This window comes from Fictibacillus sp. UD, from assembly GCF_043558025.1.
Classification (GTDB): Bacteria; Bacillota; Bacilli; order Bacillales; family Fictibacillaceae; genus Fictibacillus.
In genome coordinates this window covers 24,473-45,283 of the sequence record NZ_JARUHH010000019.1, presented here as the reverse complement: position 1 = coordinate 45,283, position 20,811 = coordinate 24,473, and the positions used below count along the sequence as shown (strand labels likewise).

The window sequence follows — 20,811 nt, the reverse complement described above, 5'->3', positions numbered from 1 at the left end:
GTATTGTGTGTGCGAGTTTCAAATGTTACAGTACGCAGGCGCTTAATTTTTGTTCTTGTATTTGGACTAGCTTTCTTTTTTGTCATTTCTGTGAGACTCGGCTATGTTCAATTTGTATTAGGAAATATGCTGACTGACCAAGCCCTCGATTCTTGGAGCAGGGATATCCCTTTTGAACCAAAGAGAGGAAAAATCCTGGACCGGAATGATGTAGTACTAGCCACAAACATTAGTGCTCCAACTGTTTTTGTAGTTCCTAGACAAATAAAAGAACCGGATGATACGGCAGAAAAGCTGGCTGCCATGTTAAATATATCAAAGACAGAAGTTTATCAAAGGATCACCAAAAAAGCGTCTATCGTTAGGATAGATAATGGCGGCCGAAAAATCAGTAATGAAAAAGCCAAAGAAGTAGAGGCATTAAACCTTCCGGGTGTCTTTGTTGCAGAGGACAGCAAGCGCCATTATCCGTACGGCTCATATCTTTCGCACGTGCTAGGGTTTGCAGGTATCGACAGCCAAGGACTTACAGGACTTGAATTATATTATGATGAGCAGTTGAACGGTGAAAAAGGACATATATCATTCTTCTCTGATGCACGTGGACGGCGTATGCCTTCTCTATCTGATAAATATGAAAAACCAAAGGATGGTTATGATCTTAGGCTCACGACTGATTCTCGCGTACAAACCATTATTGAAAGAGAACTCGATATCGCACAAGCGACGTATAATCCTGATGGAGCAATAGCCATTGCTATGAATCCAAACACTGGGGAAATCCTTGGGATGAGCTCGAGGCCTGATTTTGACCCAGAAGAATATAAGCGTGTTTCACCGGAAGTGTATAACCGGAACCTGCCTGTTTGGGCACAATATGAACCAGGTTCTACATTTAAGATCATTACGCTGGCGGCAGCACTTGAAGAAGGAAAAGTGGACTTAGAGAAAGACCATTTCCATGATCCAGGATCGATTGAAGTAGCTGGAAGGAAGCTGAAGTGCTGGAAAGCAGGAGGTCATGGCAGTCAATCCTTTTTAGAAGGAGTACAAAACTCGTGCAACCCTGGATTTGTTATACTTGGACAGCGGTTAGGCAAAGATAAACTGTTTGATTATATAAAAGACTTTGGTTTTGGAGAAAAGACGGGTGTCGATTTAGCAGGTGAAGGAAGAGGGATTTTATTCTCTTTAGATCGTGTAGGACCACTTGAGCTAGCAACTACGGCATTTGGTCAAGGTGTATCGGTTACACCGATTCAGCAAGTAGCAGCAGTTTCTGCGGCCGTAAATGGTGGCTATTTATACGAACCATATATAGCTAAAGAACTTGTGGACCCTATAACAGGAAAAGTTGTCAGTAAGCAGACTCCTAAACTAAAAAGAAAAGTTATTTCTGAAGAAACATCTAAAGAAGTAAGACATGCTCTTGAAAGTGTAGTAGCACAGGGAACGGGGAAAAATGCATTTGTAGATGGTTACCGTGTTGGTGGAAAAACAGGTACTGCTCAAAAAGCTGAGGGCGGAGTTTATTTAAAGAACAATCATATCGTTTCATTTATCGGTATGGCTCCAGCCAATAACCCAGAGATCGTTGTATATGTAGCGATTGATAACCCTAAGGAAACCTTGCAGTTCGGTGGAATCGTAGCTGCTCCAATCGTTGGGAATATAATTGAAGACAGCCTATCTGCTATGGGAGTTAAGAAGCAGAAAGGTCAGATTGAAAAGGAAAAAACATGGCTTGATGCAACTGAAGTTGTCGTTCCAGATCTGGTTGGCAAAGAAACAAAAGATCTTACAAATCTATTGTACAATTTAAAAATTGAAACTTCCGGAAAAGGCAGTTACATCGTACAACAAGCTCCCCGAGCAGGAGTAAAGCTTGAAGCAGGAAAGACCATTCGTTTATTTTTGGGTGACAAAAAAGACGTGGAAGATTAAAATAAAGGATGGACACATAGCCAAGCGCGGAATCTTGCCTTGGCTTATTTCTCTTAAACGCTCTGTTTATTTTGTGGGTTTGTTTTCGTAAAACAGTGATGATCTTGGAAGTAGTTGATTTCCGTTTCAGGTGCTCGCTTTCCGCGGGGCAGGCGGTGAGCCACATTCGTACGTTTCACGTTTAAGTGTCTCACCTGCCCACCTTAAAGAAGGTATCCTTGCTCCTGCGTCTACAAGCTAATGCTACCGAGGGGAGCTTCCTCGTCGCATGCCTTGCTTAGAAGCTTATCGGGTGGTAGGCACGCACCTTTCACTCCAATCAACTTGCATTAGAAGCGAAAGTACAGCATTCACCACACTCGTGCTAGAAAAATTGGCTGCAATGTTCTAAAGTAGATGGAACAAAAGAACCTTGGCAGTCACTCCGCAAAATGGGAGCGGACATTATTAATAATGAAATGAAAACAGATCCATTTTAAAAGTACTTTTTAACGATGATTAGAGGAGAGATCAGGATTAATGGAATTAAAAGAACTGCTTACATATTTAGTGAACTATGAAATGGATATTGAAGCCAATCCTGAAATTACCTCCATTGAAATGGATTCCAGGAAAGCTGGGAAAGGCTGTCTTTTTGTTTGTATGGAAGGACTTACTTTCGACGGCCATGATTTTGCCCAAACCGTTGCCAATAATGGTGCAGCGGCCATTTTAGCTGAAAAAGATATTGACGTTAACATTCCAGTGATAAAAGTTAAAAACTCAAAAAAAGCACTCGCTGTTTTAGCTGATGCCTTTTATGGCCATCCATCTCAAAAGATGCACTTAATCGGCATAACGGGGACGAACGGAAAGACAACAACCTCTCATTTAATTGAAAAAGTGTTTAGAGATGCTGGTAAGAGTACAGGCATGATCGGCACGATTGAGATGAGAATTAAAGACCGCAAATATAAAGTAGCGAATACTACACCTGATTCATTATTTTTGCAGAATGCTTTTAATGAAATGACAAAAGAAAAAGTAGATGTAGCTGTCATGGAGGTTTCTTCACATGCCCTTGATCAAGGAAGAGTATGGGGCTGTGATTTTAACATTGCGGTGTTTACAAACTTGACACAAGATCATTTGGACTACCATAAAAATATGGAAGAATACCAGTTTGCAAAAAGTCTTTTGTTCTCTCAAATGGGGAATACTTATCAAAAGAATGATCGAAAAGTGGCAGTTTTGAACAATGATGATCCTGCTTCAAAAATTTTCGAGAGAGTAACATCAGCACAGGTAATCTCATATGGAATCGACAATGAGAGTGATGTTCGAGCGACAAATATAACGATTGGATCTCAAGGTACGACATTTACTCTAAGTACACCAGTTGGATCTAGAGAAGTTACACTTAAACTTATCGGTAAATTCTCTGTTTATAACGTACTTGCAGCTACTACAGCTTGTTTATTATCTGGGTTAGAACTTGATCAGATCCTTTCTACACTGCAGGAGGTATCCGGAGTTCCGGGAAGATTCGAGCCAGTCATTGCAGGACAGGATTTTACAGTGATCGTCGATTACTCACACACACCAGATAGCTTGGAGAACGTGTTGAGAACCATTAAAGAATTTGCAAATGGAAAGATAACTGCTATTGTTGGCTGCGGCGGAGATCGTGACAAAACGAAACGTCCGATCATGGCAGGCATTGCTGCGAATTTAGCTGACAATGCTATTTTTACTAGCGATAATCCACGTACAGAAGATCCTCTCCAAATCTTAAAAGATATGGAAGAAGGTGCTGACGAAGGAAATTATGTAACGATTCCAGATCGTAAAAAAGCGATTGAATATGCAGTTGAACGTGCAAAAACAGATGATGTTATACTAATCGCAGGCAAGGGGCATGAAACTTATCAGATCATTGGTAAAGACGTGTTTGAATTTGACGATAGAGTCGTTGCGAAGGAAGCGATTGAGGCGGTGAAAAAATGAAATTAGACATTAAGGAACTGATCACATTAGCAGACCGGTCGACAGGGAAAAAAGATAATCTGTTACTAGACGGAGTTTCAAAAGATACACGGCAAAAAAGCGCAAATTCACTATATCTCCCTATAGCGGGGGAGCGTTTTGATGGTCATGATTTTTTGCTTGATGCCATTCAGCAAGGCTGTACGGCTACCATCTGGCAAGAAGGAAAAGAACTTCCTGCTGGATTACCAGAAGATTTTCCGGTTCTTTACACAAAGGATACAGTAGAGTTCTTACAGAGAATCTCAAAATTTTATTTAAAAAAGATTAATCCAGTTGTCGTTGCTGTAACAGGCAGCAATGGAAAGACAACAACAAAAGATATGATTGAATGTGTGTCTGCAACAAACTTCAAAACCTTTAAAACGCAAGGGAATTACAATAATCATATCGGAATGCCTCTAACGATTCTGGCTATGGAAGAGTCGACGGAAGTTTTAATTCTTGAAATGGGTATGAGTGATTATGGTGAAATCTCTTTGTTGAGCAAAATTGCAGAGCCAGATGTTGCGGTAATCACAAATATTGGTGAGAGTCACCTTGAACAGCTTGGGAGCCGCGAAGGTATTGCAAAAGCAAAGCTTGAGATCGCAGATGGATTAAAGCAAGGCGGGTTGTTCATCATCGATGGAGACGAACCGCTTCTTTCTCATGTTAAAGGTGAAAATGTACTGCAAGTTGGATTTGGAGATTCATCTACTTTGAAGCTGTCCAATATAAAAACAGATGCGAAGGGTGTTTCTTTTACTTTAGAAGAAGGTACTACCGTTTACCGCATTCCTATGCTTGGCCGACATAATATAAAAAATGCAGCATATGCGATTGCAGTTGGGCATTACTTGAATATAGAAGAAAATAAAATCTTAGAGGGTCTAGAGAGTTTAAAAGTAACATCAATGAGACTTGAAATGAAAAGCGGTAAGAAGGAAACACTCCTTATCAACGATGCTTACAATGCAAGTCCTACAAGTATGATTGCTGCATTAGAAACGCTCTCAGAGTTAAAGGACTATTCTAAGAAAGTTGCAGTTCTTGGTGATATGTACGAATTAGGTTCTAACGAGGAAGAAATGCATAGAAAAATTGCAGATCATGTGGATGATTCAATGAACCATGTTATTTGTGTAGGGCAAAAAGGTGCATGGATTGCAGATGAATTGAATAAACAAAAGCGAAAGAATCTTGAAGTTGTTCAATGTCTGACAAAAGAAGAAGCTATAACTCCAATCGAAAGTTTGTTATCGAAAGACACTGCAATTCTTTTTAAAGCATCCAGAGGGATGGTACTTGAAACCCTTATATCTACATTTTTAGAAGAAGAACAGGAGTCGAAAAAATGATTGAGCAAGTCTTATTATTTACTTTAGTAGCATCCTTCTTACTAGCGGTACTGAGTTCGCCTTTTTTTATCCCGTTTTTAAGAAGATTAAAATTTGGGCAGAGTATTCGTGATGAAGGCCCAAAATCACATCAAAAGAAGCAAGGAACACCTACTATGGGTGGGATTGTAATCGTACTGGCGCTAGTGATAGCAACATATGCGATGACAGCGAAGTTTTTTGCTATTACAGCTGAAACTCACTTGCTTATCCTTGTAACATTAGGATATGGACTTATTGGATTTTTAGATGATTATATAAAAGTAGTGAAGAAGAGAAACTTAGGGTTAACTTCTAAGCAAAAACTGATTGGCCAGCTGATTATAGCTGCTCTTTTCTTCCTGGGTTTAAGGGTAATCGATTTCTCAACTGTAGTTTCTGTTCCAGGAACCGATTTTTCGTTGGACCTTGGCTGGTTCTATCCGGTATTGGTAGTTTTCATGCTCATCGGTGCGTCAAATGCGGTTAACCTTACAGATGGATTAGATGGCTTGCTTGCAGGTACAGCTGCCATTGCATTTGGAGCATTTGCAGTACTATCTTCTACTGTTCTTCAGTTCGAAGCGGCAATTTTCTCTGTTGCGGTAGTAGGAGCAGTGCTCGGGTTCTTAGTATTTAATGCGCATCCTGCAAAGGTATTCATGGGGGATACAGGATCTCTTGCACTTGGAGGAGCCATAAGTGCTGTTGCGATTTTAACAAAGTTGGAGATCTTGCTTGTTATCATTGGAGGAGTTTTCGTTATTGAAACACTCTCTGTCATGATTCAAGTAACTTCTTTTAAACTAACAGGTCGGCGTGTCTTTAAAATGAGTCCGCTTCACCATCATTATGAATTATCTGGCTGGAGTGAATGGCGCATCGTTGTAACGTTCTGGCTTGTAGGACTTGTATTTGCTGCATTAGGAATTTATTTAGAGGTGTGGGTTTAGATGAAAAACACTGAGTTCTTTAAGGGAAAGAATATATTAATTGTTGGATTAGCCAAAAGCGGTTTTGCTGCAGCAAAACTGCTTCATTCTTTTGGGGCGCATTTATTTGTAAATGATAAAAGCCCAAGAGAAGGAAATATTGAAGCCGAAAAACTGGAACAGCTTGGCATTGAAGTCGTTTGTGGAGCTCATCCACTAACATTGCTTGATAATAATCTGGATTTTATCGTGAAAAATCCAGGAATTCCGTATGAAAACCCATTGTTAGCTGAAGCAGTAAAGCGCAATATTCCAATCTATACAGAAGTGGAAATCGCCGGAATGATCGCAGATGCTTCTATTATTGCGATAACTGGATCGAATGGTAAGACAACAACAACTACACTAATTGGTGAGATGTTAAAAAATAGTGAAAAAACACCAATCGTTGCTGGGAATATTGGTACGGTATTTTCTGAAGTTGCTGCTGAATCAACACCAGACGATATTTTAGTAGCGGAACTATCCAGCTTTCAGCTAATGGGTACTGAACGATTTAAACCGGAAATCTCAGTCTTTCTGAATCTTTTTGAAGCACATCTAGATTATCATGGTTCCATAGACGAATATGGAAAAGCAAAAGCAAAGATAACTGAGAATCAGAATTCGGATGATTATACGATCTATAACGCTGATGATGAAAAAGTATCAGCGTTAATGAAGAGTTCTCGTGCTAAGCACATTCCTTTTTCCGTTACAAAGAAGTGTACAGAAGGGGTTTACATACAAGAAGATGCCCTTTATTTTCAAGAGCAAAAGGTTATTGAATTAAAAGACATCGTTCTTCCTGGTAAGCATAATCTTTCTAACATTATGGCTGCGGTGGGCGCTTCAATATTAGCAGGAGCTAAAACAGAACAGATTCGTCACGTTTTAACTACCTTCCCTGGAGTGAAACACAGGCTTCAATATGTTGATGAAAAAAACGGCAGGCGCTTTTACAATGACTCTAAAGCTACGAATATATTAGCAACAAATGCAGCACTATCAGCATTTCATAATCCTGTCATTCTATTGGCAGGTGGGCTTGACCGAGGAAATTCGTTTGACGATCTAATTCCTGCACTAAAAAATGTTAAGGCGATGGTTACATTTGGCCAGACAGCTGAAAAATTAGCTGATGCAGGAAAACAAGCAGGAATAGAAACAATTAAACGTGCTGATAATGTGGAAGAAGCTGTTCCCCTAGCTTACAGCCTTTCTCATGAAGAAGACGTTATATTGTTATCTCCCGCTTGTGCAAGCTGGGATCAATATAAGACTTTTGAACAAAGAGGGGACATGTTTATCAACTCCGTGCATAAACTTAAATAAGGTTTGTACAAAAAATAAGAGTTGAGGTGTTTCCCTTTGCCTGCAACGAGATCAACCCCTGATATTATTATGATTGTGGTCACGCTATTGCTGTTATCCATTGGAATCATAATGGTTTATAGCGCGAGTGCGGATTTAGGTCTATACAAATTTGATGATGCTTTCTTTTTTGCTAAACGGCAGTTGTTGTTTGCCGGTGTAGGGATTGCAGCAATGTTTTTTATTATGAATATCAACTATATGACATGGAGAGTCTGGTCTAAGATTCTATTAATCATTTGTTTCGTATTGTTGATCGCAGTCCTCATTCCAGGTGTAGGAATGGTGCGTGGTGGTGCAAGAAGCTGGATAGGTGTGGGAGCTTTCTCCATACAGCCTTCCGAATTTATGAAACTGGCCATGATTACTTTTTTAGCTAAATATTTATCAGAGCACCAAAAAAAGATCACATCTCTAAAACAAGGCTTGTTGCCTACACTAGGATTGGTGATGGTAGCTTTTGCTATGATCATGCTGCAGCCTGACTTGGGTACAGGGGCGGTTATGGTTGGAACAAGTATAGTTATGGTGTTTGTGGCTGGTGCGCGCATCTCTCATTTTGTAGGTATGGGTTTGATCGGTCTTATAGGGCTTGCTGGATTAATCATTTCAGCTCCTTATCGAATTAAGAGGATTACTTCATTCCTTGATCCTTGGAGCGATCCTTTAGGAAGCGGCTTTCAGATTATCCAGTCTTTGTATTCCCTTGGGCCTGGTGGGCTGCTCGGTTTAGGCTTAGGTCAGAGCAGACAGAAGTTTGGATATCTTCCTGAGCCCCAAACGGATTTTATTTTTGCCATACTTTCTGAGGAACTTGGATTTATCGGTGCTGTTTTTGTTCTAATTCTGTTCAGCCTGCTGCTATGGCGTGGAATAAGAATTGCATTAGGAGCTCCAGATCTATTCGGCAGCTTTTTAGCGATTGGAATCATTGGAATGGTAGCCATTCAAGTTATGATTAACATCGGAGTAGTCACTGGATTAATGCCAGTAACAGGAATAACATTACCATTTTTAAGTTATGGAGGTTCATCGCTAACATTGATGCTTGCATCTATCGGAGTAATCCTCAATATTAGCCGCTATTCAAGGTATTAATACTTGAGTTTCAGTGGAATTTCTCTTATTCTAAACATAGCGATTTAAAGACAATACCCTGTCAATTATGGCAGGGTATCTTCTTTTTATTTCTTCTTTTCGCAAAAGCTGGTTGCTTGTGAAAGCAGTTGATTTCCGTTCCAGGTGCTTCGCTTTCCGCGGGGCGTCCGGTGAGCCCCCTGACGCTTTGCGCCTTTAGTGGTCTCACCTGACCGCTCGTCCCGCAGGAGTCTCACACCTTACACTACAATCAACTTTTCAATGAAGAGGATGAGAAAACATAAATAGGTAAACAGCAATGTTATAGAAATTATCCTTCTATAAAAATGACAAAAAGAGTAACAAAAAGAGTAACAAAAAGAGTAATTCATTCGAATACTACTTTGTCGATGTTTATGAACGTTGAAAACATGGAAAAGATTAACGCATAGCATATAAATAGAATGATGCGTATGAATGTAGGGGGTTTTATTATGTATAGCCAATTAGCGGAAGTATTAAAAAATGAAGATCTAGGAACAGTACTTGTAAATGAACCATTAAAAAATCATACCACTTTAAAAATAGGGGGTCCTGCCGATCTTTATTATGAGCCTAAAGACATTGAAAGTCTTAAAAAAGCTTTAACTTATATTAAAGAAGCTAATGCTCCAATTCGTGCGATTGGGAGAGGATCAAACCTTTTAGTAGCTGACGGAGGCATCGAAGGAGTTGTTATCAAAGTAGGGGAGGGGCTTAACCACCTTGAAAAAAATGATAATAAAATAAAGGTCGGTGGAGGGTACTCCTTGATTACTCTTGCAACTCTAATGTCTCGTGAAGCATTTACCGGTCTTGAATTCGCAGCAGGTATACCTGGATCAGTCGGCGGTGCCGTATTTATGAATGCAGGTGCACATGGATCAGATATGTCAAGAATTCTTGAAAAAGCTTTAATTCTATTTCCTGACGGTGAATTAAAATGGCTTTCAAATGAGGAGCTTCGTTTTTCTTATCGTACATCCGTACTTCAAGAAACAGGCGGAATTTGTGTCGAAGCCGTACTCACCTTAGAAAAAGGTGAAAAAGAAACGATTATGGCAGAGCTTAAAAAGAATAAAGAATACAGAAAAAACACTCAGCCTTGGAATTTTCCATGCTGCGGAAGTGTGTTCCGTAATCCTTTGCCGAACTATGCGGGTCAGCTAATTGAAAAATCAGGACTAAAAGGAACACAAATTGGTGGAGCTCAAGTATCTGAGATGCATGCAAATTTCATCGTAAATACAGGAGATGCCAAAGCGAAAGACGTACTAGATCTAATTAGCTTTATTCAAAAAACAATAAAAGAAAAGCACGATGTTGAACTTGAAACAGAGGTTGAAATCATCGGCCGAAATGATTAGCAAAAAATTGGATAAATAGTGCTGAAATGGGCCATATCCGTGCTATAATACAAAGAACAAGAAAAAATTAACTTTTGACGTTTCAAAACGAACTATTTATTTCGTTTTCTTCTGATAGTTGGACTGTTATCAGTACCTTTAATGAAGACTTGGCGTCTCACTGCCAAGTTCTTTTATTTCTGTCGGCAGTTAATGATTTCTTGTACTATATTTATAAATCGGAGGAAGAGGATGGACAAGGTAAAGGTTGTCAAAATTGAGGACCGAATTCCGAAGCTGAAAGAACACCGTAAACAAAAAGCAAATCGCCGTCTTATATTTTACTTGTCCTTTTTCTTCCTGTTATTGATGGTCGTTGTTTATTTTCAATCTGATTTAAGTCATGTGAAAAAAATTACGGTCACAGGCAACTATTTTGTAACTGATAAAGAAATTTTGAAAAAAAGTAAGGTCTCTACAAAAACTAAATACTTAAATGTCGCAGGAGACGACATTGCTAAAAAGTTAGAAGGCATCGAAGAGATCAGTTCAGTTTCCATTGAAAAAAAGTTTTTTAACCATGTAGTAATCAAGGTTAGCGAATTTCAGCGGGTTGGTTATTTTAGAAAAGAAGATACATATTATCCGATGCTTCAAAATGGTAAGATGTTAGAACCTCTTAAAAAGAGTGAGAGACCTGTTAACGCACCGATTATCGTGAGCTGGGAAGATCCTGAACAGCTTGAAACGATGGCGCAGGAACTCCAAAAGCTTCCTGAGGGAATCATTCATCGAATATCCGAAATAACGCATACACCCGCATCAAATAATTCAAATCAACTAACATTGTTTATGACAGATGGAAACAAAGTTGTTACCTCAATTTCGAAGTTCTCTGAAAGGCTTTCTGCATATCCATCTTTAGTGGATGAGCTGAAGCCTGATGAAAAAGGTACGTTTTATTTAGGAATCAGCACACGCTTTGAAAGTTACAACCGAGCAGTTACGGAGGAAAGTAATGAGCAAAATTAGTGGGAAGCATCTTTTCCTGTCTTTGATCCTTCTAGTTACCGGGTTCATATTATCCTTCTCCTATCAAAGAGCACAGATTGAAAAACAAAACGTTGTTCAAAACAATGAATGGAAAAAAGAAGATTCATTGCGCAGCCAGATTCTTAGTCTTCAAAAAACAAATCGTGAATTAGCAGTTGAACTTAAAGGACTGCAGCAGGATGTTCAGAAAAAAGAAAGCAAACTGGCTAATCAAGAGGAGATATCTTCTAAACTAGTTGAAGATTTAAAAGAGCTCAGAATGGTAGTTGGAAACGTGAAAGTGAAAGGGGAGGGAGTAGAAGTTACTCTCCAAGACTCCTCTTATATCCCGGAAGGGGCGAATCCTAATGATTATATCGTCCATGAAGAACATATAAGGAGTGTTATTGACGAACTGCACGTATCAGGTGCAGAAGCGATTGCGATAAACGGCCAGAGAATTTCTCATGACACCTATATTGCGTGTATCGGACCTGTTGTATCTGTTGATGGAAACCAATATCCTGCACCATTTGTCATTACCGCTATCGGTAATTCTTCGACATTGGAAAAATCTTTAAATCTATATTTAGTCGATAAAATTGTCAATGATGGTGTAGAAGTTAGGGTGGAACAAGAGGGCGCGATTGAGATGGAGCCATTTATTACAGAAGAGGGATGAGTGAGTTGAAAGAAAGACAATTCATGTTCGCAACTATTGCCCTCATTATCGGTGGAATGCTGGCGATCCAATTTGAGACCACAAACAACCCTGTCGTTCGAGACACAAGAGATCTATGGGATTTAAGAGCTGATTTGGAAAAAGAAAAACAGCGTCAGCAGGAGCTTAATGAGGAACTTGAACGTTATAGTGAACTTTTAGATCAGTATCAAGGTGAAGGTAAGGATGAAAAAATCCAGGCAATGGAAAATGCAATGTCAGATTTAAAAAAACAGGCTGGATTAACGACAGTTAGCGGACAAGGAATCGTAATAACGATCGAACCTTTTAATGACGAGCTAATTGGAGTAGATCGCCCTCTGCCGAAAATTGATCCTGATATGCTGAGAAGACTTGTTAATGAATTAAATAGATATGATGCGAAAGAAATCAGTATAGATGGGCAGCGTATCGTATCCAAAACACCGATCCGGGAAGTAAATGGAAACATTTATATAAACAATGAGCCTGTTTCTTCATTTCCTATCGAAATCAAAGTGCTGGCAAAAGACAATGAAAAACTTCATCAAAAAATCATTGCATCACCTGCTGTAGAAGAGTTTATACGAGAAAATTTTCTTGTGGAATCGTCTCCAGCAGCAAAAGTAATTCTACCAGCTTTTGATAAAAGTATGAAAGTGAAGTTTATGAAACCGGCAAAGGAGGAAACTTAAGATGTGGTTACCGGTACTTGGACTATTGTTAGGCCTTCTATTGGGTTTCATGTCTGATATCCGGGTCCCTCCTGAATACTCAAACTATTTATCAATAGCTGTTTTGGCTGCATTAGATACACTATTTGGAGGTATACGTGCACACCTGCAAGGCAGTTTTGAAGATAAAGTGTTCATTACAGGTTTTTTCTTTAATATTTTACTGGCTGCCGGGCTCGCTTATTTAGGAGTACATCTCGGTATTGACCTGTATTTAGCTGCAATTTTTGCGTTTGGTGTAAGGTTGTTTAATAATATTGCTGTTATTCGGCGATTAATTATTTCAAAATGGTCAGATTCACGCAAAAAGGCCTAAAAAATTTGAAAAAACGGTAAAAAAAAAGAGGGATAACCCGTTGTTTGTGGAATTTATTCCATAATTAAGCGAAAATCAAGGAATTTCGTTCATCTAATATGAACGAAGAAGATTTAATGGATGAAAGGTTAGGAGGTGCCACAGAATGAACAGCAATGAAATTTATGTAAGTTTAGACATCGGTACATCCAATATTAAAGTGATCATTGGAGAAATGACCAGTGAATCCTTTAATGTTATTGGTGTTGGCCATGCAAAATCAGCTGGAATCAGAAAAGGTTCCATTGTAGATATTGATGAAACTGTTCGTTCCATAAGAAAGGCCGTTGAGCAGGCAGAAAGAATGTTAGGTATTCCAATTAATGCCGTAATAGTAGGTGTGAAAGGAAACCATATTCAACTTCAGCCTTGTCATGGTGTAGTAGCAGTATCAAGAGAAGACCGTGAAATTGGTGATGATGATATTGCTAGAGTAATAGAGGCAGCTCAGGTAATGTCTGTGCCACCTGAAAGAGAAATTATAGATGTGATTCCTCGACAGTTCATTGTTGATGGAACAGATGAGATTATTGATCCGAGAGGCATGCTGGGTGTTCGCCTTGAGATGGAAGGAACGGTTATTACTGGTTCCAAGACAATCTTACATAATTTATTGCGTTGCGTAGAGCGAGCAGGACTTACAGTGGCGGATATTTGTTTAGAGCCATTGGCTACATCATCTATTGCACTTTCACGAGATGAGATGGAACTTGGAGTGGCATTGATTGATATTGGCGGGGGTTCAACAACGCTTTCCGTTTTTGACCAAGGCACAATGCAGCTTACATCTGTTCTTCCAATCGGCGGAGACTTTATTACAAAAGACATTTCTATTGGATTAAGGACATCGGCTGAGGATGCAGAGAAAATTAAACTAAAACATGGACATTCATTTGTGGATTATGCATCAAAAGATGAGACATTTACCGTTTCACAAATTGGATCTTCACAAGACCAGGAAATCTCTCAATATGAACTTTCTTTAATTATTGAGGCCCGCATGGCTGAAATATTTGAGATGATTGACGATGAATTGCATCAGCGCGGATATTCCGAATTGCCTGGCGGTTTTGTTATAACAGGTGGGGTTGCTGCTATCCCAGGAGTGCTCGAACTCGCTCAAGATATTTTTCAGCAAAATGTAAGAGTTTCATTGCCCGATTATATCGGAGTTAGAGAACCGAAATTTACAGCTGGAGTTGGATTGATTCAATTCACTCACAAAAATATTAAAGTTCAAGGTAAAGAAGTTGCTTCTGCATTAGCTGAAAATGCTGGGGAACCTTTACCAAAGAAGAAACAACAATCCAGCCAAAAGCCGGCTCAAGAAAAACAGCCTGGTGGCATGAAATCAAAAGTCAAAGACTGGTTTGGTTTATTTTTCGAATAACATTAAGGAACTAGTCATTAGGAGGAACGCTCATGTTAGAGTTTGATATGAATATGGATCAATTGGCGACAATTAAAGTTATTGGTGTTGGCGGCGGCGGAAGCAACGCAGTTAACCGAATGATTGAGCATGGTGTACAAGGTGTAGAATTTATTTGTGTTAACACAGATGCTCAAGCACTAAATCTTTCAAAAGCACCTGTAAAAATGCAAATCGGAACAAAACTAACTCGAGGATTAGGCGCAGGCGCAAATCCTGATATCGGAAAGAAAGCTGCAGAAGAAAGCCGTGAGCAGATTGAAGAAGCACTTAGCGGTGCTGACATGGTTTTCGTTACTGCTGGAATGGGCGGCGGTACTGGAACAGGTGCAGCTCCTGTAGTAGCTGAGATTGCTAAAGATCTTGGAGCTCTTACAGTTGGTGTTGTTACTAGACCATTTACATTTGAAGGACGTAAACGTTCTACTCAAGCTGTTGGCGGAATCTCTGTTCTAAAAGAAAAAGTAGATACCCTTATCGTCATTCCAAATGATCGTTTGCTTGAAATCGTTGACAAAAATACGCCAATGTTAGAAGCTTTCCGTGAAGCAGATAACGTTCTTCGCCAAGGTGTACAAGGTATCTCAGATTTGATCGCTGTACCTGGATTAATCAACCTTGACTTTGCAGACGTAAAAACGATCATGACTGAACGTGGATCTGCACTTATGGGTATTGGGGTAGGTACAGGTGAAAACCGTGCCGCTGAAGCAGCTAAAAAAGCGATTTCATCTCCGCTTCTTGAAACTTCTATTGATGGAGCAAAAGGTGTATTGATGAATATTACTGGTGGAGCTAACTTGAGTCTTTATGAAGTTAACGAAGCAGCTGATATTGTTTCTTCTGCATCAGACCCTGAAGTAAACATGATCTTCGGTTCCGTAATTAATGAAGAGCTAAAAGATGAGATTTTAGTAACGGTAATTGCAACTGGTTTTGATGAAACCGAAAAAATGGTGAACAACCAACAGAGAGCTGAGCGTCCAAGAATGCAGCAATCGCCTGCATCTAGCCAATCTCACTCTTCACAAAGCCAATCACAGCCACAGAGCCAGTCTCAAGGGCAACAGCGTGAAGAGAGTCAGTCCGAATCAAGAAGCACTTCTTATTCAAACGCTGATTCAGATACGTTGGATATTCCAACATTCCTGCGTAACCGCAGCCGTAACAGAAGAAGATAATTCGAAAATAAAAGCATGTTCTCTATCTAGAGAGCATGCTTTTTTTTGTTTTAATCAAAATCTTTCCATAAAGGTTCTTTACTAAAAGCTATTTTCGTAATCATTGTTGCATTTGTAAGTAGTCGATTTCCGTTCCAGGTTGCTCGCTTTCCGTGGGGCAGGCGGTGAGCCACATTCGTAACGTTTCACTTTAAGTGTCTCACCTGACCGCCAGTCCCACAGGAGTCTCGCAACTTCCACTCCAATCAACTTCGCCAATGAAGAACTTCAAAATCTTTTTTTGCAACAATCTGTTTGAAAAGAGCCTTAATAAAAAAGCTTTACTAAATAATTGCTTTCTCTTCTAAAGGATTAGCTAAAGAGGAATTCTAAGAAATGCTTCACTGAATAGTTAATTGGAGCGGAGGGTCGAGACTCCTGCAGGATCAGTGGGACAGGTGGGACCGTTCAATGACGCAAAGCGGCGAATGGGCTCACCGCACACCCTGCGGAAAGCGAGCCATGCAGCGGAAATTAACCGCTATCAAAAGCAACAAAGCAAACGTAAAATGTTTTAGATTTTGTCATATTCTTGTCCTTTAAGCGTATATCTAACATATAAGTTTTTTTGACAAAAAAAGAGAAAATAAGAACAATACTTCTCTCATAAACTGACAGACTTTCAAACAACCTATACGTTATACTAATTTCAAAATTAAGAAAGGAGAAAACCAATGACCCTATATTTGGACGTCATTTGGTTTCTTAATTTCTGCATTGATTATGTATTGATTTCTTTAACAGCGTATGTGCTTAAGCGCAATGCATCGAAAACAAGAATCCTTCTTGCTTCACTATTAGCCTCTTGTTATGTGTTTCTAGTGATCTACCCAGAACTTATGTTATTCTCTCAGCCGGTTTTAAAGTTTCTTTTCTCAATCGTGATCATGATTGTCGCATTCGGTTTTAAACGGTTTAAGTTTTTACTAAAGAATATTGCCATGTTTTATTTTGTTTCCTTTGTAACAGGCGGTGGGATTTTTGCTCTTCATTACTTTATGCAAAGTGATGCAGTGATTATGAATGGAGTTATTACAACAAAAAGCACTGGTATGGGTGATCCGATAAGCTGGCTATTTGTTGCTGCTGGTGTACCTGCTCTTATGTTTTTCTCTAAGAGAAGAGTAGATGACATTACTGTGGAAAAAATGGATTCCAACAGTTTTGTCTCTGTGAAGATCTCAATCGGAGAAGTCATTATAACTGCAAATGGACTTATTGATACTGGTAACAAATTATATGATCCTATTTCAAAAATGCCTGTAATGATTCTTGATATGAATATTCATGGGAGTTCTTTCCCCGAAATTATCCAAACTGCGGCTCAGGATGTACTGTCAATGGACACCGGTGAAAACGAGCACCCTTGGCTCAACAGACTTAGAATCGTTCCATACCGGGCTGTGGGACATCAGCAATTTTTAGCTTGTCTAAAACCTGATCACATTGAAATTGAGAAAGATGGAACGTCGGTTGTTTCTCCGCAAAGTTTAATTGGATTAAGCTGGACTGAATTATCTAGTGAAGGTCAATTTGATGCGATTGTGCACCCAAAGATGTACCTGCAACATGTACAAGCGTCTTAGTATGAAGATAAGGTGAAAGGGGAGTTATTATGTTCAATAAGTGGCGTCTTAAATTAACGATGTATTGGTATAAGTTATTATTTAAACTTGGACTAAAGTCTGATGAGATCTATTATATCGGTGGAAATGAAGCATTACCACCGCCGTTAAGCAAAGAAGAAGAAGCAATTTTGCTAGAAAAACTGCCTTCTGGGGACCAAGCAGCTAAATCACTATTAATTGAACGAAACCTTCGCCTTGTTGTTTACATCGCACGCAAATTTGAGAATACAGGAATAAACATAGAAGATTTAATCAGTATTGGAACAATCGGACTTATTAAAGCGGTTAATACGTTTAACCCAGAAAAAAAGATTAAACTTGCCACATATGCCTCAAGATGTATAGAGAATGAAATATTGATGTACTTGCGCAGAAATAATAAAACACGTTCTGAAGTATCTTTTGACGAACCATTAAATGTTGATTGGGATGGAAACGAACTTTTGCTCTCGGATGTTTTAGGTACAGAAGACGATATCATTACGCGGCGTATTGAAGCAAATGTTGATCGCAAGCTTTTATTAAAGGCACTGTTTACACTAAATGATCGGGAAAAACAGATTATGGAACTGCGCTTTGGTTTATCTGGCGGAGAAGAAAAAACGCAAAAAGATGTAGCAGATATGCTCGGAATATCTCAATCCTATATTTCTAGACTCGAAAAAAGAATTATTAAGAGGCTACAAAAAGAATTTAATAAGATGGTTTAGACATTATTCTATATAGGATGTTAAATCATTAGGTGCTTTAGTTAAAATTTACAATTGCATAAATTTCCCTCCGTTCGGTGATACTTAATTTGAAATTAGCTCCCGGCAGGAGGGAAAAGACTTGACAAGAAATAAAGTTGAGATTTGCGGAGTTGACACATCAAAGCTTCCTGTTTTAAAAAATCCAGAGATGCGAATTCTTTTTGATAAGATGCATAAGGGTGACCCTGATGCACGCGAAACTTTGGTTAACGGAAACCTCAGACTCGTTCTGAGTGTAATTCAGCGATTCAACAACCGCGGAGAGCATGTTGATGATTTATTTCAAGTTGGTTGTATTGGACTTATGAAGTCTATCGACAATTTTGATCTAGGTCAGAATGTTAAGTTTTCTACCTATGCAGTGCCAATGATCATCGGTGAAATTCGCCGTTATCTTCGAGACAATAACCCGATTCGAGTTTCAAGAAGCTTAAGGGATATCGCTTATAAAGCACTGCAAGTTCGTGACCAGCTTATGAACAAATTATCTCGGGAACCAACAGCACAACAAATTGCAGAAGCACTTGATGTTCCAAAAGAAGAAGTAGTGTTTGCTCTTGATGCAATCCAAGATCCGGTTTCGCTTTTTGAACCGATCTATAACGATGGTGGAGATCCGATATTCGTAATGGACCAAATCAGTGATGATAAGGCAAAGGATATGCAATGGATTGAAGAAATCGCGTTAAAAGAAGGAATGCGGCGCTTGAACGATAGAGAAAAAATGATTCTTACTATGCGGTTTTTCCAAGGTAAAACACAAATGGAAGTAGCAGATGAAATTGGAATCTCGCAAGCACAAGTTTCAAGGCTCGAAAAAGCAGCAATCTCACAAATGAATAAAAATATTCAAAGCAGCTAAAACCCGTTTTATACGGGTTTTTATTTTTGGTCATAAACATGAAACAGCTTTGTCCTTCATATAATGAAAACAGAAAGGCGGGTTGTGACATGAACAAAATATCAGACTTTCAAGTTAAAGACGTAGTTAATGTGGCAAATGGGAAAAAACTTGGCCATATAGCTGACCTGGAAATCAATCTGAATACCGGAAAGATAGATGCGATCATTATCCCTGGAGCTGGGAAGATGCTTGGTTTTTTTGCAAGAGAAAATGATATTGTGATACCATGGCGGAATATCGTGAAAATCGGTGCGGATGTTATACTGGTCAGACATATGGAAGCAAGCGAATTAAATGAATACGTAAAAGAACCGTTTGATCAAATGAAATAAACGGTTCTTTTTTTCTTTCTCACCAGAAAATGTGTTAAAATAAAGATAAAACTTTCCAGGAGGAGTACATACATATGAACACGTTTAAACAATCTGGAAAGCATCTTGAGATCGTTAAATGGCAAGAACAAAATTCTAAAATTGTTGCAGGTTTTACAACGCGCGAAGGCGGGAATAGTTCAGAGCCCTTTTATTCAATGAACATGGGTTTTCATGTAAATGATAATCCAGACACGGTTCGGAAAAATCGAAAAAAGTTTGCAGAGTCAATCGGATTTCCTGTGGAAAACTGGGTAGGTTCAAAACAAGTTCATCGTGCTAAGATCGTGAAGGTATCTATGAATAAGCGTGGTCACGGGTCCTTAGATTTTGAAACGGCTATACCAGATACTGATGCTCTGTATACGTCAGATGAAGATATCCTATTAACATCTCTATATGCTGATTGTGTACCGCTCTATTTTTATGCGCCCAATGAACAGTTAGTTGGTCTTGCTCATGCTGGCTGGAAAGGAACAGTCGCAAAGATCGGACCAGAAATGGTAAAGATTTGGTGCGAAAAAGAGAATGTAGATGTTAAGACCATTCAGGCTGTAATCGGACCTTCCATTGGAGACTGCTGTTATGAGGTAGATGATAGAGTAATAAATGAAGTGATAATAGCTTTGAATGGAATGGACGATTGTACAATCTTTAAGAAAAATGAATTCGAAAAATATCAATTAAACTTAAAAAGTCTAAATGAAAAGCTACTTCTGCATGCGGGAGTGCTTCAAGAAAACATAATTATTTCTGATATGTGCACGAGTTGTAAGAATGATATCTTTTTTTCACACCGTAAAGACAAGGGTAAAACCGGAAGAATGATGAGTTATATTGGCAGGAAAGGAGATTTATCTGAATTTGGGAATCGCTGAAAATAGAAATCATATTATTAAAGAAATACAAACTGTCTGCGAGAAAAAAAACAGATCTCCAAAGGGCGTTAATTTAATCGCTGTTACGAAATATGTAAGTAACGAAACAACGAAAGAGGCTGTTTTAGCAGGTGTTGAACATATAGGAGAAAATAGAGTCGAAGGCCTTCTGACAAAGAAAGAATTCCTAGATGACTTATCTGTTAAATGGCACTTTATCGGAACTCTGCAAACAAGGAAAGTAAAAGATATTATTGAACATGTGGATTACATTCACTCACTAGATCGATTAAGTTTAGCGAAAGAGATTCAGAAACGGGCAGGAAGAACCATTTCATGTTTTGTACAAGTAAATGTAGCTGAAGAAGACTCTAAACATGGTCTTGCAGTAAACGATGTGCTTCCTTTTGTCGATAAACTAAGAGACTACGATCGTATTACAGTTGCTGGCCTGATGACCATGGCTCCTTTCACGGATGATAAATCTTTAATTAGAAAGGTGTTTTCAACATTGAAGCAGCTTCAATTGGAGATACAGGAAAAAGAAATGCCGCACGCTCCTTGCACAGAGCTATCAATGGGAATGTCAAACGATTATTTAATTGCCGTTGAAGAAGGAGCAACTTTTATTCGAATTGGGACGAACTTAGTGGGAAAAGAATTTTAGGAGGTGG

At 39.0% G+C, this 20,811-nt stretch carries 20 protein-coding genes; 19 read left to right on the top strand and 1 reads right to left on the bottom strand.

Annotated features, from left to right (window positions below; genetic code table 11):
* The first annotated feature begins 9 nt into the window (after nt 1-9).
* Nucleotides 10-1,944: a stage V sporulation protein D gene (locus tag P8610_RS18605; protein WP_289495783.1), complete on the top strand. Its 1,935-nt coding sequence runs from the start codon at nt 10-12 to the stop codon at nt 1,942-1,944.
* A 53-nt stretch (nt 1,945-1,997) separates the two neighbouring features.
* On the opposite strand, the gene P8610_RS18600 is transcribed toward P8610_RS18605, so the two are convergent.
* Nucleotides 1,998-2,138 (bottom strand): hypothetical protein, encoded by a 141-nt coding sequence (locus P8610_RS18600; RefSeq protein ID WP_394605731.1) that lies wholly within the window; start codon nt 2,136-2,138, stop codon nt 1,998-2,000.
* 325 nt (nt 2,139-2,463) lie between these two features.
* Here P8610_RS18600 and P8610_RS18595 point away from each other — a divergent pair, with 325 nt between their 5' ends.
* The 18 genes from P8610_RS18595 (at nt 2,464) to P8610_RS18510 (ending at nt 20,804) form a co-directional block, all read left to right on the top strand.
* A complete protein-coding gene (locus P8610_RS18595) occupies nt 2,464-3,930 on the top strand; it encodes a UDP-N-acetylmuramoyl-L-alanyl-D-glutamate--2,6-diaminopimelate ligase (RefSeq protein WP_394605730.1) in 1,467 nt (488 codons plus the stop codon).
* Nucleotides 3,927-5,309 (top strand): UDP-N-acetylmuramoyl-tripeptide--D-alanyl-D-alanine ligase, encoded by a 1,383-nt coding sequence (locus P8610_RS18590; RefSeq protein WP_394605729.1) that lies wholly within the window; start codon nt 3,927-3,929, stop codon nt 5,307-5,309. Before P8610_RS18595 ends, P8610_RS18590 begins: the two co-directional genes overlap by 4 nt.
* Nucleotides 5,306-6,280 (top strand): phospho-N-acetylmuramoyl-pentapeptide-transferase, encoded by a 975-nt coding sequence (gene mraY, locus P8610_RS18585; protein ID WP_289495779.1) that lies wholly within the window; start codon nt 5,306-5,308, stop codon nt 6,278-6,280. The genes P8610_RS18590 and mraY overlap by 4 nt, the downstream gene beginning before the upstream one ends.
* Entirely contained in the window at nt 6,281-7,633 is a 1,353-nt protein-coding gene (gene murD / locus P8610_RS18580; RefSeq protein ID WP_289495778.1) for a UDP-N-acetylmuramoyl-L-alanine--D-glutamate ligase, read from the top strand.
* Between the two features lie 69 nt (nt 7,634-7,702).
* Nucleotides 7,703-8,770, top strand: coding sequence for a stage V sporulation protein E (gene spoVE / locus P8610_RS18575; protein ID WP_394605744.1), 1,068 nt, complete (start codon nt 7,703-7,705; stop codon nt 8,768-8,770).
* Between the two features lie 473 nt (nt 8,771-9,243).
* A complete protein-coding gene (gene murB / locus P8610_RS18570; protein WP_394605728.1) occupies nt 9,244-10,155 on the top strand; it encodes a UDP-N-acetylmuramate dehydrogenase in 912 nt (303 codons plus the stop codon).
* Between the two features lie 231 nt (nt 10,156-10,386).
* A complete protein-coding gene (locus tag P8610_RS18565; RefSeq protein ID WP_394605727.1) occupies nt 10,387-11,166 on the top strand; it encodes a cell division protein FtsQ/DivIB in 780 nt (259 codons plus the stop codon).
* Nucleotides 11,153-11,848 (top strand): DUF881 domain-containing protein, encoded by a 696-nt coding sequence (locus tag P8610_RS18560; RefSeq protein ID WP_289495773.1) that lies wholly within the window; start codon nt 11,153-11,155, stop codon nt 11,846-11,848. The genes P8610_RS18565 and P8610_RS18560 overlap by 14 nt, the downstream gene beginning before the upstream one ends.
* 5 nt (nt 11,849-11,853) lie before the next feature.
* Nucleotides 11,854-12,561 (top strand): DUF881 domain-containing protein, encoded by a 708-nt coding sequence (locus P8610_RS18555; RefSeq protein WP_394605726.1) that lies wholly within the window; start codon nt 11,854-11,856, stop codon nt 12,559-12,561.
* A gap of 1 nt (nt 12,562) precedes the next feature.
* The gene (locus tag P8610_RS18550; protein WP_066240553.1) at nt 12,563-12,916 is read left to right on the top strand and encodes a small basic family protein; all 354 of its coding nucleotides are present in this window, start codon (nt 12,563-12,565) and stop codon (nt 12,914-12,916) included.
* Nucleotides 12,917-13,061: 145 nt separating this feature from the next.
* Nucleotides 13,062-14,345, top strand: coding sequence for a cell division protein FtsA (gene ftsA, locus P8610_RS18545; protein ID WP_066240556.1), 1,284 nt, complete (start codon nt 13,062-13,064; stop codon nt 14,343-14,345).
* 32 nt (nt 14,346-14,377) lie between these two features.
* On the top strand, nt 14,378-15,565 hold the full coding sequence (gene ftsZ, locus P8610_RS18540) for a cell division protein FtsZ (protein WP_289495771.1): 1,188 nt from the start codon (nt 14,378-14,380) through the stop codon (nt 15,563-15,565).
* Between the two features lie 713 nt (nt 15,566-16,278).
* Entirely contained in the window at nt 16,279-17,190 is a 912-nt protein-coding gene (gene spoIIGA, locus P8610_RS18535; protein WP_394605725.1) for a sigma-E processing peptidase SpoIIGA, read from the top strand.
* A gap of 29 nt (nt 17,191-17,219) precedes the next feature.
* Nucleotides 17,220-17,942 (top strand): RNA polymerase sporulation sigma factor SigE, encoded by a 723-nt coding sequence (sigE, locus tag P8610_RS18530; RefSeq protein WP_066240564.1) that lies wholly within the window; start codon nt 17,220-17,222, stop codon nt 17,940-17,942.
* 121 nt (nt 17,943-18,063) lie between these two features.
* Nucleotides 18,064-18,846 carry an RNA polymerase sporulation sigma factor SigG gene (gene sigG, locus P8610_RS18525; RefSeq protein WP_066240567.1) on the top strand — a complete coding sequence of 261 codons (783 nt, stop codon included), beginning with the start codon at nt 18,064-18,066 and terminating at the stop codon, nt 18,844-18,846.
* An 89-nt stretch (nt 18,847-18,935) separates the two neighbouring features.
* Nucleotides 18,936-19,220, top strand: coding sequence for a YlmC/YmxH family sporulation protein (locus P8610_RS18520; protein ID WP_066240570.1), 285 nt, complete (start codon nt 18,936-18,938; stop codon nt 19,218-19,220).
* 74 nt (nt 19,221-19,294) lie between these two features.
* A complete protein-coding gene (gene pgeF / locus P8610_RS18515) occupies nt 19,295-20,137 on the top strand; it encodes a peptidoglycan editing factor PgeF (RefSeq protein WP_394605724.1) in 843 nt (280 codons plus the stop codon).
* Nucleotides 20,124-20,804 carry a YggS family pyridoxal phosphate-dependent enzyme gene (locus P8610_RS18510; RefSeq protein ID WP_394605723.1) on the top strand — a complete coding sequence of 227 codons (681 nt, stop codon included), beginning with the start codon at nt 20,124-20,126 and terminating at the stop codon, nt 20,802-20,804. The genes pgeF and P8610_RS18510 overlap by 14 nt, the downstream gene beginning before the upstream one ends.
* The last annotated feature ends 7 nt before the right edge of the window (nt 20,805-20,811 follow it).